This is a genomic window from Paraburkholderia sp. CNPSo 3076 (genome assembly GCF_026343935.1).
Taxonomy (GTDB): Bacteria; Pseudomonadota; Gammaproteobacteria; order Burkholderiales; family Burkholderiaceae; genus Paraburkholderia; species Paraburkholderia nodosa.
Genome location: NZ_JAPMAL010000031.1, coordinates 104,049 through 118,293 on the forward strand (window position 1 = coordinate 104,049; position 14,245 = coordinate 118,293).

At 65.3% G+C, this 14,245-nt stretch carries 13 protein-coding genes and 1 pseudogene; 6 read left to right on the plus strand and 8 right to left on the minus strand.

What is annotated here, in order from left to right; all coding sequences use genetic code 11:
* Positions 1–32: 32 nt before the first annotated feature.
* The 5 genes from M3A49_RS31520 to M3A49_RS31540 form a co-directional block, all read right to left on the minus strand.
* On the minus strand, positions 33–1,307 hold the full coding sequence (locus M3A49_RS31520; RefSeq protein WP_266232454.1) for an MFS transporter: 1,275 nt from the start codon (positions 1,305–1,307) through the stop codon (positions 33–35).
* A gap of 71 nt (positions 1,308–1,378) precedes the next feature.
* Complete coding sequence (locus M3A49_RS31525) at positions 1,379–2,926, minus strand: UxaA family hydrolase (RefSeq protein ID WP_266232455.1); 1,548 nt, start codon at positions 2,924–2,926, stop codon at positions 1,379–1,381.
* Positions 2,923–3,843, minus strand: a complete 921-nt coding sequence (locus tag M3A49_RS31530) for an SMP-30/gluconolactonase/LRE family protein (protein WP_266232456.1) — start codon at positions 3,841–3,843, stop codon at positions 2,923–2,925. Before M3A49_RS31530 ends, M3A49_RS31525 begins: the two co-directional genes overlap by 4 nt.
* Positions 3,844–4,006: 163 nt before the next feature.
* Entirely contained in the window at positions 4,007–4,360 is a 354-nt protein-coding gene (locus M3A49_RS31535) for a cupin domain-containing protein (protein ID WP_266232457.1), read from the minus strand.
* Between the two features lie 30 nt (positions 4,361–4,390).
* Positions 4,391–5,029 (minus strand): FMN-binding negative transcriptional regulator, encoded by a 639-nt coding sequence (locus M3A49_RS31540; protein WP_254352978.1) that lies wholly within the window; start codon positions 5,027–5,029, stop codon positions 4,391–4,393.
* 122 nt (positions 5,030–5,151) lie between these two features.
* Between M3A49_RS31540 and M3A49_RS31545 the strand changes: the two genes are divergently transcribed.
* Positions 5,152–6,639: a PLP-dependent aminotransferase family protein gene (locus tag M3A49_RS31545; protein ID WP_266232458.1), complete on the plus strand. Its 1,488-nt coding sequence runs from the start codon at positions 5,152–5,154 to the stop codon at positions 6,637–6,639.
* Between the two features lie 7 nt (positions 6,640–6,646).
* Here M3A49_RS31545 and M3A49_RS31550 read toward each other — a convergent pair whose 3' ends face one another.
* Positions 6,647–7,585 (minus strand): LysR family transcriptional regulator, encoded by a 939-nt coding sequence (locus tag M3A49_RS31550; RefSeq protein WP_254353228.1) that lies wholly within the window; start codon positions 7,583–7,585, stop codon positions 6,647–6,649.
* A 110-nt stretch (positions 7,586–7,695) separates the two neighbouring features.
* Here M3A49_RS31550 and M3A49_RS31555 point away from each other — a divergent pair, with 110 nt between their 5' ends.
* From M3A49_RS31555 to M3A49_RS31575, 5 genes are all read left to right on the plus strand, one after another.
* Positions 7,696–8,778: a tartrate dehydrogenase gene (locus M3A49_RS31555; protein ID WP_266232459.1), complete on the plus strand. Its 1,083-nt coding sequence runs from the start codon at positions 7,696–7,698 to the stop codon at positions 8,776–8,778.
* A 129-nt stretch (positions 8,779–8,907) separates the two neighbouring features.
* A complete protein-coding gene (locus M3A49_RS31560; RefSeq protein WP_266232469.1) occupies positions 8,908–10,176 on the plus strand; it encodes an MFS transporter in 1,269 nt (422 codons plus the stop codon).
* Between the two features lie 78 nt (positions 10,177–10,254).
* Entirely contained in the window at positions 10,255–11,349 is a 1,095-nt protein-coding gene (locus tag M3A49_RS31565) for a CidA/LrgA family protein (protein ID WP_266232460.1), read from the plus strand.
* 54 nt (positions 11,350–11,403) lie between these two features.
* Entirely contained in the window at positions 11,404–12,144 is a 741-nt protein-coding gene (locus tag M3A49_RS31570; protein ID WP_266232461.1) for an LrgB family protein, read from the plus strand.
* Positions 12,145–12,209: 65 nt separating this feature from the next.
* The gene (locus M3A49_RS31575) at positions 12,210–12,629 is read left to right on the plus strand and encodes a DUF1801 domain-containing protein (RefSeq protein WP_266232462.1); all 420 of its coding nucleotides are present in this window, start codon (positions 12,210–12,212) and stop codon (positions 12,627–12,629) included.
* Positions 12,630–12,652: 23 nt separating this feature from the next.
* Here the strand turns inward: M3A49_RS31575 and M3A49_RS31580 are convergent, their stop codons facing one another.
* Both M3A49_RS31580 and M3A49_RS31585 read right to left on the minus strand, forming a co-directional pair.
* On the minus strand, positions 12,653–13,762 hold the full coding sequence (locus tag M3A49_RS31580) for an aromatic ring-hydroxylating oxygenase subunit alpha (RefSeq protein ID WP_266232463.1): 1,110 nt from the start codon (positions 13,760–13,762) through the stop codon (positions 12,653–12,655).
* Between the two features lie 117 nt (positions 13,763–13,879).
* Positions 13,880–14,245: pseudogene (locus tag M3A49_RS31585) on the minus strand (LysR family transcriptional regulator); the annotation flags it as partial.

Consider the following 14,245-nt stretch of genomic DNA (forward strand, 5'->3'; position numbering starts at 1 on the left):
TGGCAGCGGAGTAAGAGGCGGCGCTTTCTTGCTTACGTGCGCGTCGCGTAAGCCGGTTGGTCGACGCCGCTGGCCTCGGGCGCATGCAGCGGCTCGACGCGTCCGACAATCAAAAGATAGCTCACCGCGCCGAGCACGCAAAACCCGCCGGCGACAACGAGCGGAATCGTGAAAGAGCCGCGCGTGAGCTGCAGCATCACGCCGGTAAACGTCGTCAGCGCGATGCCTGCGAGATTCGACGCGAAGTTCTGGATGCCCGCCAGCGAGGCGACGTGCCGCGGCGTGGGCGCGACGTCGGCAGGCAGCGACCAGATGCTGGCTGCCGCGGCCGCGAGGCTCCCATAAGCAATCGCGAAGAGTGCGAGCATTACATAGATATCCTGCACAACGCCAGTGAGCGTGATCGCGGACGAAAGCAGCATGCCGCCCACGATGCACGTCTTGCGCGCGGCAGTCAGGCTCCAGCCGCGCTTCACGAGCGTATCGGAAAGCCAGCCGCCCAGCCAGCCGCCGGGTATCGAGGCAATGGCGGGCAAGGTGCCGAGCGTACCGAGCGACTTGAGCGAGAAACCGCGCGCCTCGACGAGATAGCTCGGGAACCACGTAATAAAGAAGTAAATGACGAAGTTCAGGCAGAAGAAGCCGAGCATCATGCCCCACACGGTGCGGTAGCGGAACAACGCGCTCCAGCGAATCGAGGCGGCGGCCGGCGCGGGGGCGCGCGGCTGATCGAGTGCGGCCCGCGCCTCGGGTTCCCGATACATCACGACCCAGCCCACGATCCACACGAGCCCAAGCGCGCCGGTAATCACAAACGACGCCTTCCAGCCCCACGCGGCCATGATCGCGGCGACGAGCGGCAGCGAGAGTGCGGAGCCCACGCGCGAGCCGCTGTCGAAGATGCTCGTGGCGAGCGCGCGTTCGTCGCGCGAGAACCACTGGCTCACGAGCTTCGCGCACGATGGATATGCCCCCGCCTCGCCCGCGCCGAGCATGAGCCGGCAACCGAACATCGCCGCGAAGCTGCCCGCCACTGCGGTGGCCGCGGTAAACACCGACCACCAGCCCACGGCGAACGGCAACGCGATGCGCGCGCCGGCCCGGTCGACGAACCAGCCATACGGCAGCTGCATCACGGCGTAAGTCCAGAAGAAGCCGCTGAGCAGCAGCCCCATGGCGGCGGGACCAATGCCGAGGTCCTTCATGATGTGCGGCGCCGCCACCGCGAGATTGGCGCGGTCGATGTAGTTGACCGCAATCGCCAGAAAGCAGAAGAAAATGACCAGCCAGCGCGATTTTTCCTTCATGGAAAGCACTCCTTCTGAATGTGGCGTCCTCTCTCCAGTGAGTGGCGGCGCCTGTCCGAATCGCTCCCGCTCTACATGACCGCCCCCAAATGCCAGGGCACGAATTCGTTCTGGCCATAGCCGTGCAGCTCGCTCTTCGTGCGCTGCCCGGAGGCCGTCGCGAGCATCAACTCGAAGATCGCAGCGCCTGCCTCCTCTACGCTTTGCTCCCCGTCCAGAATGCGGCCGCAGTTCAGGTCGATGTCCTCTTCCTGGCGTCGCCACAGCGCGCTGTTCGTGCCGAGCTTGAGCGACGGCGAAGGCGCGCAGCCGTAGGCGGAGCCGCGGCCCGTCGTGAAGCAGATCAGGTTGGCGCCGCCCGCCACCTGTCCTGTGGCGGACACAGGGTCGTAGCCAGGGGTATCCATGAACACGAGCCCCTGCGCGCGCACGGGCTGCGCATACTCGTAGGTTTCGACGAGCCGCGTCGTGCCGCCTTTCGCCACCGCGCCGAGCGACTTTTCGAGAATGGTCGTGAGGCCGCCCGCCTTGTTGCCGGCAGAAGGGTTGTTGTTCATGTTGGCTTCCATGCGCGCGCAATACGCTTCCCACCAGCGGATGCGCGCCACCAGTTTTTCGCCGACTTCGCGCGACACCGCGCGCCGTGTGAGCAGATGCTCGGCGCCGTAGATTTCGGGCGTTTCGGAGAGGATCGCCGTGCCGCCGTGCGTGACGAGCCTGTCCACGGCCGCGCCGAGCGCGGGGTTCGCGGAAATGCCGGAGTAGCCGTCCGACCCGCCGCACTGCAAGCCGACCATGAGATGACGCGCATCGACAGGCTCGCGCGTCACGCGATTCGCTTCGGCCAGCAGCGCACGCACCTGTTCGATCCCCACTGCAACCGTGCGCGCGGTGCCGCCCGTCTGCTGGATCGTCATGGTCGAGAGGCGTGCGCCGCGCTCGAGCTGTTCGGCTTCCACGAGACCGTCGATCTGGTTCGTCTCGCAGCCGAGTCCGACGATCAGCACGGCATAAAAATTGGCGTGCCGTGCATAACCCGCGAGCGTGCGGCGCAACACCGTAATCGGCTCGCCCTCGGCCGCGAGCGCACAGCCTTCGCCGTGCGTGAGCGCCACCACGCCATCCACGTTGGGGAAGGCTTCCAGCGCTTCGGGGTGGATGTCGCGACGGAAGTGATCGGCTATCGCGCGGGCGACCGTGGCCGAGCAGTTCACAGACGTCAGGATGCCTATGTAGTTACGCGTCGCGACGCGGCCATCCGCGCGCCGAATGCCGAGGAATGTGGCAGGTTGCGCGGCGGCGGGCGTGTCGTGCGCGTCCACGCCGAATGCGTAGTCGCGCTCGAAATCGCCCATCGAGAGATTCTGGGTATGCACGTGTTCGCCGCGACGGATCGGCCGGCTCGCAAAGCCGATGATCTGCCCGTAGCGGCGCACCGGTTCGCCTGGCTCGATATCGCGCAGCGCGACCTTGTGGCCAGGCGCAATCATGCCCGCGACCGTATGGTCGCCATAGAGTGTCGAGCCGGGCATCAACTGTCCGCGCGCGATGGCTACGTCATCGCGCCGGTCGAGGAGAATGAGCGCGGCCGAAAGCGAGGCGGGGTCGAGAAGCGTCATTGCCGGTCTCCGTAGGAAGCGCCGCGCACGCCAACATAAAGCGAGTACAGCGACGTGCTGGCTGCAATGAAAAGGCGATTGCGATTCGGGCCGCCGAACACGAGATTCGCGACAGTCTCCGGCACGAGGATCTTGCCGAGCCGCGTGCCGTCGGGCGCATAGCAGTGGATGCCGTCGCCCGCGCTCGTCCAGACGTTGCCGTGCTCGTCCACGCGCATGCCGTCGGGCACGCCCGGCGACACCTCGGCGAAGACCCGGCCGTTGTGCAACCCGCCTTGCGCGTCCACGTCGAATACGCGGATGTGGTGCGGGCCGCTCTCGATATGCGACGCGCCCGAGTCGGCCACATAGAGCCGCAATTCATCGGGCGAGAATGCGAGCCCGTTGGGCTTCGTGAAGTCGTCGGCCACGCGCTGCACCGCGCCCGTAGCGGGCGCCACGCGATACACGTGACATGCGCCGATCTCGCTCGGCGCACGAAAGCCCTCATAGTCGCCGAGAATGCCGTAGTCGGGGTCGGTGAACCAGATCGAGCCGTCCGAATGCACGATCACGTCGTTGGGCGAATTCAGCCGATGTCCTTCGTAGCGGTCGGCAATGACGGTGATGCGCCCGTCGTGCTCCGTGCGCGTGACGCGGCGCGTGCCGTGCTCGCAGGTCACGAGCCGGCATTCGCGGTCGAGTGTGTTGCCGTTGCTGAAATTCGAGTTCGCGCGGAACACGCCCGTGCCGATGCCGGGCACCCAGCGCATCATCCGGTTGTTGGGAATGTCGCTCCAGACAAGAAAGTCGCCGGCGGGAAACCATACCGGTCCTTCCGCCCACATGCAGCCGCCCGCGAGCTTCTCGAACTGTGCGTTGGGCTGCAGCAGCATGCGAAAGCGCGCATCGTGGATTTCGTATTCGTGGGGATTCATCGTTCCGGCCTCGTACCGTCAGGGTCAGGTCACGGCGACGCGCGTGACCGATCGCTCACTGCCGCGCCGGTTTATTAAATACTAGTTGAATAGGCCTGTGAAGATTTTCTTCAAGCGCCTGGAATGTGGATTACCCGTGTTTACCCGCGAGCCTGCATGGCAATCAGGTCTTGTCGAACACCTGGTCCAGGTCGTAGATGAGCAGGAACACGCAGCCCGTGTCGCTATGAAATCCTGCGTCGACAGTGCCCTGCCCGGCGACGCCAACGTATCCCGCCGCGAGCCGCCGGCCGTTTTGCACGGCCTCGCCTTCGAGCACGTAGATGAACTCGGGGCCCGTATGGCGGTGATCAGGGAACGTTGCCCCTGCAGCGAACCGGACCAGTTGCATCGCGCGGCCGTCTGCCTTGCCGAGGTTCTTGACCTCGACGCCGGGTGCGTAGCGGGAGGACACCCATGGCAGGCTCGCTGAATCGATGCATGAAAAGCCCGACGCGAGCGACGGGTCGTTTGCCATGACGGGGCCCCATGTGTGCGCTGTTGCGCGCTATTGCGCCTTCTGGTCGGCAGCGGCAAGCATGGCGTCGGCAATGCGAGACTCGCCGCTCGATTTGAGCGCTTCGCCCGCGCCGCGAATATCGCGCTCTTCCTTGTTCTGACTGAGCTTGCTCTTGCCGACCAGACGCGTGATCTCGATCTCCACGCCGACTATCGCCTTGACGAGCGTATCCGTGTAGTCCTTCGGCGCGTCGGCCATCTTCCAGGGCTTGGGCTGCGTGGCTTCGTGCGTGCGCGTCAGGCGGCCAATCACGCCGCGCACGTAGCGCTCGTCGTCGAGAATCCTGATGCGCCCGTGAGCATGGACCACGACGTAATTCCAGGTCGGCACCTGCTTGTGCGCCTCGTGCTTGCTCGGATACCAGTTCGGCGAAATATACGCGTCGCCCGCGCGGAAGATCACGAGCACTTCGTCGCCGTTCGCCACGTCCTGCCAAACCGGGTTGGCCCGCGCGACGTGCGCGCGCAGGACGCCCAACTCGCCTTCACCCGCCGCGAGTTCAAAGGGAATGTGATTGGCATCGAGCCCGCTTTTGCCCTGCGTGACCAAGGTGCCGAACGGATGTTGGGCGATGCAGTCGTGCAGGACGTCCTTGCGGTTTTCGGCGAAATGGGCTGGTACGTACATGCGTTTGACCCTGCTCGTAAGGTGATGGGTTAGCGCGGCCGATGCCGCCACAGACCGGAGTCTGCCTCAAAAGTGGTTTATTCTATAGATCCAGTTTATTCAAACTCCAGTGAACCAGAATCATGCCGAGAACCGCGCAGGCCGCAGAGATGCCATCGTTCGGCACGCTGGACCGGGAGGCCGGCAACCTCAGCCGCCAGGTGGCCGAGGGGCTGCGCGAAGCGGTGCGCAAAGGCGATCTGCGGCCCGCCGATGCGCTGCCTTCCACGCGCGCGCTCGCCGCTTCGCTCCAGGTGGCGCGCGGCACGGTGGTCGAGGCCTACGAGCAGCTGATAGCCGAGGGCTTTCTTGAATCGAAAGCCGGAGCCGGTACCCGCGTGGCGCTCGCGCTGGCCGAGCCGCCGCCCGCGCGCGAGCCCCGCGTCGCTTCATCGCAGGTGGCCCAAGCCGGGCTGCCGGAACGCGCCGAAGCGTTCGCCAGGATCGGACGCGAGTTCAAGCCGCTTCCTCCGGTGCCGTTTGCCATTTCGGTGCCAACGGGTATGACCGCGCCCGGCGACATCTGGCGCCGGCTCGGCAACCGTTTGCGCGCGCGGGGCCCGGCCTCGCCGACCGGCTACGCCGACCCGCAAGGCGCCCTGGCGCTGCGCGAAGCGATTGCCGATTATGTGCGCAAGTCCCGCTCGGTGCGCTGCGAAGCGGATCAGGTCATCGTGACGAGCGGCACCCAGCAGGGGCTCTTTCTCGCAAGCCAGGTGCTGCTGGGGCCGCGCGACCAGGCATGGGTCGAGAACCCGGCCTACCGTGGCGTCACCGCCATCCTCGAAAGCCTGCCGTACCGTGACGCCATGGTGCGCGTGAGCGTGGACGCCGAGGGTCTCGACGTCGAGGCCGGCATTCGCATGGCGCCGAAGGCGCGCGTGGCGTTCGTCACGCCTTCGCATCAATATCCGCTCGGCATGCCGCTGAGCATGGCGCGGCGCGCGGCGTTGCTCGCGTGGGCGCGCTCGGCGCATGGCTGGGTCGTCGAAGACGACTACGACAGCGAACTGCGCTACGAGGGCTATCCGTTTCCGGCGCTGCAGGGCCTCGCGCCGGATCGCGTGGTGTATCTCGGCACCTTCAGCAAGATCCTGTTTCCCTCATTGCGGCTTGGCTATGTCGTCGTGCCGCCCCATCTCGTGGATGCGTTCTGCGGCGCGCGCGTGCTCATGGACCGCCATCCGCCGACGGCCGACCAGCACGTGCTCGCCGCCTTCATGACCGAGGGGCACCTCGAGCGACACGTCCGCAAGGTTCGCAACGTCTACGCCGAGCAGCGGCTCAGCCTGATCGAAACGCTCGAAGCGCTCTTGCCCCGTGAGCTGGCCTGGATCGAGCCCGGTGATCAGGGCATGCATCTCGTGCTCTGGCTCGCCGCGAGGCTGGACGATCACCAGATCGTGCGGCTCGCGGCGAACGAGGGGATCGCAGTGCGGGCAGCGTCGCCCATGTTCGCCAAGGGCACCGCGCGCCCAGGGCTCATCCTCGGCTTTGGCGGCTTTAGCAGCGCGCAAATGAAAGCGGCCGCGCAGCGCCTCGCCGCCGTGATCGCCGCGGCGGCGAAATGAAGCGAGGCTAAGCGCTTCGGGCTACTGGATATCGCTGCGACTTGCTCAGTTCGATAGCGAGGAAGTCGACAAACGCCCGAATGCGCGTGGAAAGCTGGTGCCGCTGCGCATACACGGCGTAGATGTCCGCGCCCGGCGTTTCATACTCGGGCAGCACGACCACGAGCCGCCCGTCCGCCAGATATTCGTTGATGTCCCATTCTGCGCGCATCAAAATGCCGTGCCCGTCCAGTGCCCACTTCACGGCAATCTCGCCGTCGTTGGTCGTGAGATTGCCATTGATGCGGACTGCTTCCGATTTGCGCGCGCTGCCGCGCTCGTTCGACAGCCGCCATACGCCATAGGCTTCGTCGCCCTGGCGAATGCTGATGCAGTTGTGCTTCGCGAGGTCGTGCGGCGTGGCGGGCGTGCCCCGGCTCGCGAGATAGGCCGGCGAAGCGCAGAGCAAACGCCGGTTCGCCGCGAGACGCCGCGCGATCACGCGCGTATCGGGCGGCTCGCCGAAGCGGATGCAGACATCGTATGAATCTTCCGTGAGCGGCGGCGGCATGACCGAGAGCTGAAGCTGCACGGAAACCTGCGGATACTGCACGACGAAACGCGAAAGCGCCGGCCCGATATGACTGCGTCCAAAGCCGAGCGTCGCGTTCACGCGCAACAACCCCTTGGGATGCTTCTTCGAGCCGCCCAGCAGTTCGCCCAGCTCGTCGATCTCGTCGAGAATGCGGCGCGCGTGCTCCAGGTACACCTCGCCTTCGGGCGTCAGCATCATGCGGCGGGTCGTGCGGTTCACGAGCGGCACCCCGGCGCGCTCCTCCATTTGCGCGAGCCGCTTGCTCACGGCAGCGGGCGTGAGGCCCAGCTCGCGCGCGGCGGCGCTCAGGCTGCCCGAGGACGCGAGCGTCGAGAAAAAGCCCAGATCGGCGGGCTGAACGGTGTCGGTCACGGTCGCCACTTGTGAATTCAAGTTAAGGATGCTTTGAGTCTAGCACCGGTTTTTGAACCGGGAGTTCGGTAAAGTGAACCCACACTGGCCACACTTCACAGGAACGAGACATGAAGACCTATCGCATCGCAACCATTCCCGGCGACGGCATCGGCAAGGAAGTCGTGCCCGCGGGCAAGGAGGTGCTGGAAGCGCTTGCGAAAACCACCCAGCGCTTCGCGTTCGAATTCGAAAACTTCGACTGGGGCGCCGACTACTACCGCCAGCACGGCGTGATGATGCCGGCCGACGGGCTCGACGCCATCCGCAACAAGGACGCCATTCTGTTCGGCTCCGCGGGCGACCCCGACGTGCCCGACCACATCACGCTCTGGGGCCTGCGCCTGAAGATCTGCCAGGGCCTCGATCAGTACGCGAACGTGCGGCCCACGCGCATCCTGCCCGGCATCGACGCGCCTTTGAAGCGCTGCAAGCCCGAAGACCTGAACTGGGTGATCGTGCGCGAGAACTCAGAAGGCGAGTATTCGGGCGTGGGCGGCCGCGTGCACCAGGGTCATCCGCTCGAAGCCGCAACCGATGTGTCGATCCTCACGCGCGCCGGTGTCGAGCGCATCCTGCGCTTTGCGTTCCGCCTCGCGCAGTCGCGCCCCCGCAAGCTGCTCACGGTCATCACCAAAAGCAACGCGCAACGCCACGCCATGGTGATGTGGGACGAGATCGCGCAGCAGATTTCGCAGGAGTTCCCGGACGTGAAGTGGGACAAGGAGCTGGTGGACGCCGCCACGGCGCGCATGGTCAACCGCCCGGCTTCGCTCGATACGATCGTCGCGACCAACCTGCACGCGGATATTCTCAGCGACCTCGCCGCCGCGCTCGCGGGCAGCCTGGGCATTGCGCCGACCGGCAACATCGACCCCGAGCGGCGTTATCCGTCGATGTTCGAGCCGATCCACGGTTCGGCCTTCGACATCATGGGCAAGGGGCTCGCCAATCCGATCGGCACGTTCTGGTCGGTGGTGATGCTGCTCGATCACCTCGGCGAGACCGAAGCCGCCGCTCATGTGATGCAGGCCATCGAGACCGTGACCGCCAACCCCGCGCTGCACACGGGCGACCTGGGCGGCAAGGCGACCACCGCGCAGGTCACGGCCGCGGTGTGCGAACTCGTCGGGAAGGCGGCCGTCGCTGCCTGAACGCTAGCGTGCCGTAAAAAAATCCGACAACGGGGGCGTGACACAAAAAATACCCGCACCCCCCGCCAAAACCCTCCAAGGAGGAGACACGTGAATTCGGATACCGAAGCAATCGTTACGCACAAGCTCATGTGGCGCATCATCCCGTTCGTCATGCTGCTCTATTTCGTGAGCTTTCTCGACCGGGTCAACGTGGGCTTCGCGGCCATGACGATGAACAAGGCGATTGGCCTTTCGCCCACGGCGTTCGGGCTGGGCGGCGGCCTTTTCTTCATCGGCTACTTTCTGTTCGAAGTGCCGTCGAACCTCATCTTGCACCGCGTGGGCGCGCGCATCTGGATCGCGCGCGTCATGGTCACGTGGGGCATCGTCTCGGCGGCGTCCGCCTTTGTGACCGGCCCCACGAGTTTCTATGCGCTGCGTTTTTTGCTCGGCGTGGCGGAAGCGGGCTTTTTCCCCGGCATCATCCTCTACCTGAGCCTCTGGTTCCCGACGAAACAACGCGCGGCAGCGGCCGCATGGTTCATGGCGGCCGCGCCGATTTCGACGGCGCTCGGCTCCCCAATCTCGGGCGCGCTCATGCAATTGCCGCCCATGTTCGGTCTCGCCAACTGGCAGCTGCTTTACGTGATCGAAGCGATTCCTGCCGTGCTGCTAGGTTTCGTGGTCCTGAAGGCGCTCACCGATGCGCCCTCGAAAGCGCGCTGGCTCGAGCCGCAAGAGCGCGACTGGCTCATGGCGAAGCTCGCCGAGGAAGCGAGGGCGCGCGAGGGGCACGCCGGCCATACGGCAGGGGCGCTGAGCGCCCTGCGCGACCCGCGCGTGCTGGCGCTCGCGCTGATCTACTTCGGTACCTCGGCCGGCCTTTACACGCTGGGCCTGTGGGCGCCGCTCATCATCCGGCAATATGGCTTCAGTTCGCTCGAAACCGGGCTGCTGAATGCGATTCCGAGCATCGTCGCGGTCGTCGCCATGATTCTCTGGGCGCGGCACTCCGACCGCACGACAGAGCGCACCTGGCACGTCGTGATTCCCTGCGTGCTGGCATGCGTGGGTTTTATCTTCGCGGGGCAGGCCAGCACCGCGCTGATGATCGTGCTGGCGCTCGTGGTGGTCAATATCGGCATCAGCGCCGCAAAGGCGCCGCTCTGGGCCATGCCCAGCATGTTTCTCTCCGGCGCGGGGGCCGCGGCGGGCATCGCCATGATCAATTCGATCGGCAATCTCGGCGGGTTCGTCGGGCCCGCCGTGATCGGATGGCTGAAAACCCAGACCGGGAGCTATGCCGCGGGCTTGTATGTCGTTGGTGCGACGCTCGCGCTTTCCGCGGTCGTTACGCTGATGCTGAGCCGCAAGGCGAGCCAGCCGGTGATGGCGCAAGTGAGGCACGATCACTGAAGGGGCAGGCTCTCGCGCGGCGGCGGCGTCGCGCGGGAATCCGTATCGATACGCGCTCCTCACCGATCCCATGCGACCATGAAACGCTACCGCAACTCATGCATCGCCTTCGTCAGGCGCATGATGCGGGCGCGCAAAGGGCGCCCCTGGGACCAGACGTCGCCTGGCAACGTGGCCGACAACCTGCCCGCCTCGGAGGCCGCGCTCGCCACGCAACTGCGCGCGCTGCCCAGCCATGAGCGCATTCTCGCGACCGCGTTGCGCGCATCGCCATCGATCCTCGGCGCCGCGGCCTTCGATTACGCGACCTCCACGACGCGCACCGACATCCTGAGCGCCCCCGTGCTCGTGCACGGCCCGGACGCCTTCGCAAATTCGCGCCTTGCCGTCTTCATGCGCGCCGTACCGAAGGCCTCCGCCATCATCGGCCTTACGCTTAACTTGTTGACGCTTTCGATTTGCTTCCTCTTGTTCCGTTATTTCGGCTTCCTTGTCGATGCCGCATCGATCTTCATCATTCTTTCCGCGGTCATGGGCAGCTTCTTCACCATCTCCCTCATGGAGCCGGAAGCGCTAAAACGCATCCAGCTCCGCCAAGGCGCCCGGAACAGGCGCGTCGCTCAACACTTAACGATTTCTTCAGTTGCCGTCCATGTTTTCGCTCGTGCGGTGGGCGGATACTGCCGGCGTGTCGTTGCGTTCGTTGCGTTCGTTGCGTCCGTTGCGTTCCTTCGGAGCTTGCCGATGCACCACCCCGCCCCAATGCATGCCCCGGCGCCAGTCAAGGCGGACCTGGCGTTCGTGCGCACATTCGCGCTGCTTGTCGCGCTACAGGGCGCCGGAGAATGGATCGCGTGGATCGCGCGCGTGCCTGTTCCCGGCCCGGTCATCGGCCTCGTGCTGCTGCTCTGTCTGCTTTCAGCGGCACCCCGGTTCGAGCGCGACGTGGAAGGTCCTGCGCTCGGGTTGCTCAATCATCTTTCGCTCTTGTTCATCCCCGCTGGCGCAGGCGTGTTCGCGCTTGCCGGCGTGTTGAAGGGTCAACTATTCGCCATTGCGGTCGCCATCGTGGTGAGCACTGCCCTTTCGATTGCCGCCGGCGGACTCGTGACTTGCGCGTTGCTCGAAAGAAAGACGAAGCAATCGATGCCGTCCGCGAAGATCGAACCATGAGCGGCTGCGGCGCATTTGCGCCGGTATGCGCCGGCATGCGCGAGGAGACCCACCATGCCTGAACACGCGGCGCCTGCCTTCATCGGCGCGTGGCTCACGAGTTCGGATGTACCCGCCATCGCCGCGACGATGGGCGTCTATCTGCTCGCCTGCTGGATACACCAGCGCTGCGGCCACAATCCTTTGGCAAACCCTGTCGCGATCGCGGTCCTGCTGCTCACCGGTCTGCTGAAGTCAGGCGGCATTCCTTACCAGGCCTATTTCGAGCACGCGCGCTTCATTCATTTTCTGCTCGGGCCGGCGATCGTGGCGCTTGCGGTGCCGCTCCATCGTCAACTGCACAAACTGCGCAACGCTTTCGTTCCGCTGGTGTGCGGCCTGCTCGCCGGCAGCTGCGTGGCCGTCGTTTCGGCCGTGGCGATTGCCGTGATGTTCGGCTGCCAGCCCGCAACGGTCGCCTCGCTCGCGCCAAAGTCGGTTACCGCGGCCATTGGCATGCTGATCTCCGCCAAAGTGGGCGGCATGCCTGCGTTGACGGCCGCCATCGTGATCGCCACCGGCATTTCGGGCGCCGTCATGGGGACCTTCATCCTGGGCGTGCTCGGCATACAGCGCGACGACGCACGCGGCTTCGCCATCGGCGTGGCCTCGCATGGCATCGGCACGGCCCGGGCGTTCCAGATCAGCGAGGAGGCGGGCGCATTTGCCGGGCTCGGTATGGCGATGAACGGCACGATTTCCGCACTCGTCCTGCCCTTCGTGCTCCCCATGGTCATTGCCCACGTCACCGGGTGACCTCAGTGCTACATTACGATCCTGATTGCCCGACAACAGGAAGTCATGCAAGGCACGGAGCGCGAATGACCCCATCGGAACGGATTGACCAGCTAATCGCGGGACTCACCGACTGGCGCCGCGAAACCTTCGCCGCAATGCGCGAGGCCATTCTCGCAGCCGACCCGGCGATCGTCGAGGAATGGAAATACATGGGCAGCCCCGTGTGGTATCGGGACGGCATGATCGCCGTGGGCAATGCGCACAAGGGCAAGGTGAAGCTCACGTTCCTGGACGGCGCGAGCCTGCCCGATCCGAAGCAGCTGTTCAACGCCGGGCTCGACGGCAACGCGCGACGCGCCATCGACTATCTCGAGGGCGACAAGATCGACAAGCGCGCGCTGACGGCGCTCATTCGCGCAGCGATCGAATTCAACCAGGGCAAAGCGAAGAAAAAGGCGCCTGCCAAATCGCGCGGCAGCACGCGCGCCCGCAAAACGGCCTGACGCGAGCGCAAGGCGCCTTCGCCTCAGGCATCGGCTTCGCTCACCTCGCGAATGGGAATCACGGTGCGCTCGCCGCAATCGCGCAGCAGGTCGCGCAATTCGTTGATGACGGGAAAGACCTCGTGATTCCAGTCGGCGCCCTGGTTGTCGTGCGCGGCCTGTTCGAGTTCCACGATGGTGCGGTCTTCCTTGAAGATGCGCTCCGTGAACCAGACCAGCAGCGGCCACGCCGCGTCGAGCAGGAACGGAATGGCGGGCCTGCGGACCGAAAGGAGACCGAATGTCCGGTTCGTGCGCTGACGCGCGTCGAGCGGCACATAGACGATCCACAGGTCCATGAGGAGCGAGTCGTCGCTCGAGCGTATTTTCAGCGTTTGATACGGATATTCCGTGCGGATCGTCATCACGCTCTGGTTGCTCGGGTCCGCGCGGTTCTTGCTCGCGCCAAATACGAGCGCCTCGCCCGCGGGCTGCTTGCCCGCCATGCGCACGAACGTGTAGTCCACTTCGATGGAGCTTTCGCCGCGCCGCCGGCCTAGCGAGCGCGCCCGCATCTGGCCCATCTGGCGGCGGTGCAAGAACTGGTGATTCATGTCCATCAGGTTCTCGTGCATGAACGAGTAGTGACACTTCACCTCGCGCCCGAAACGGCGCGTCTTGTATGCCTTGTCCGTGACCGTATCCAGCACGGGCAGCGCAGTCTCTTCGGCAAGCGTGGCGTTGCCGGGAAAGACGAAGATCATGCCGTGCGCCTCGCGGCACGGATAGCCGCGCACGCCGTTGGGCAAACGCTCCCTGCCAAGGTACGGCACGTCCACGCATTGGCCCGAACAATCATAGGTCCAGCCGTGGTAGCCGCAGCGAAGCGACTCGCCGTCCACCACGCCCGCATGCAGCGGCACCTGGCGGTGGGCGCAGCGGTCTTCGAGCGCGTGCACCGCGCCTGACTCGGTGCGAAAGAGCACGATGGGCTCGCCGGCGAAATGCGTGCCCAGCGTCTTGCCGGGCTTGAGTTCGCGCGACCAGGCGAGCGGATACCAGTGATCGGGATGAATGGGCACTCGGCGCAGGTCGCGCGGTTCTTGCAAATGTGACTCGATCGTATAGCCGTCGGGGAAAGGCATTGCGCGCATGCGGAGAATCTCCTTGTCGAGTCCGTCGATATCGTCGTTATCGTCGTTCTGGAAAATCAATGGTTGGACGCAAATCTCATGCCCGATCATTCAACGCGATTGCGGCATGGGTGTCGATCAGTGTTTTGCCGGAAAGCACGCGATGATGGCGGCCTGGACCTTGACGATGGCGGCGTCGCGCAGCGAGCTGTTGCGCCACCCGAGTTCCACGGGATAGCGCGGCAGATCGATCGGACACGCGAGCAGTTTCAGGCCCGCCACGCGCGCGATCGCCTCGGCCGCGTGGCGCGGAATCGTGGCGACGCTGCGCGTGCCCTTGAGCAGAAAGGGCAACGCGGCGAAATGCGTCGTAGACGCCACCACATTGCGCTTCAGGCCCCGCGCGGCGAGCCCTTCGTCGACGATGCCGACCACGCCGCCCGACGACACCAAAATGTGCCCTCTCGATACGTAGTCGCCGAGCGTCAAGCGCCGCGGCGGGCG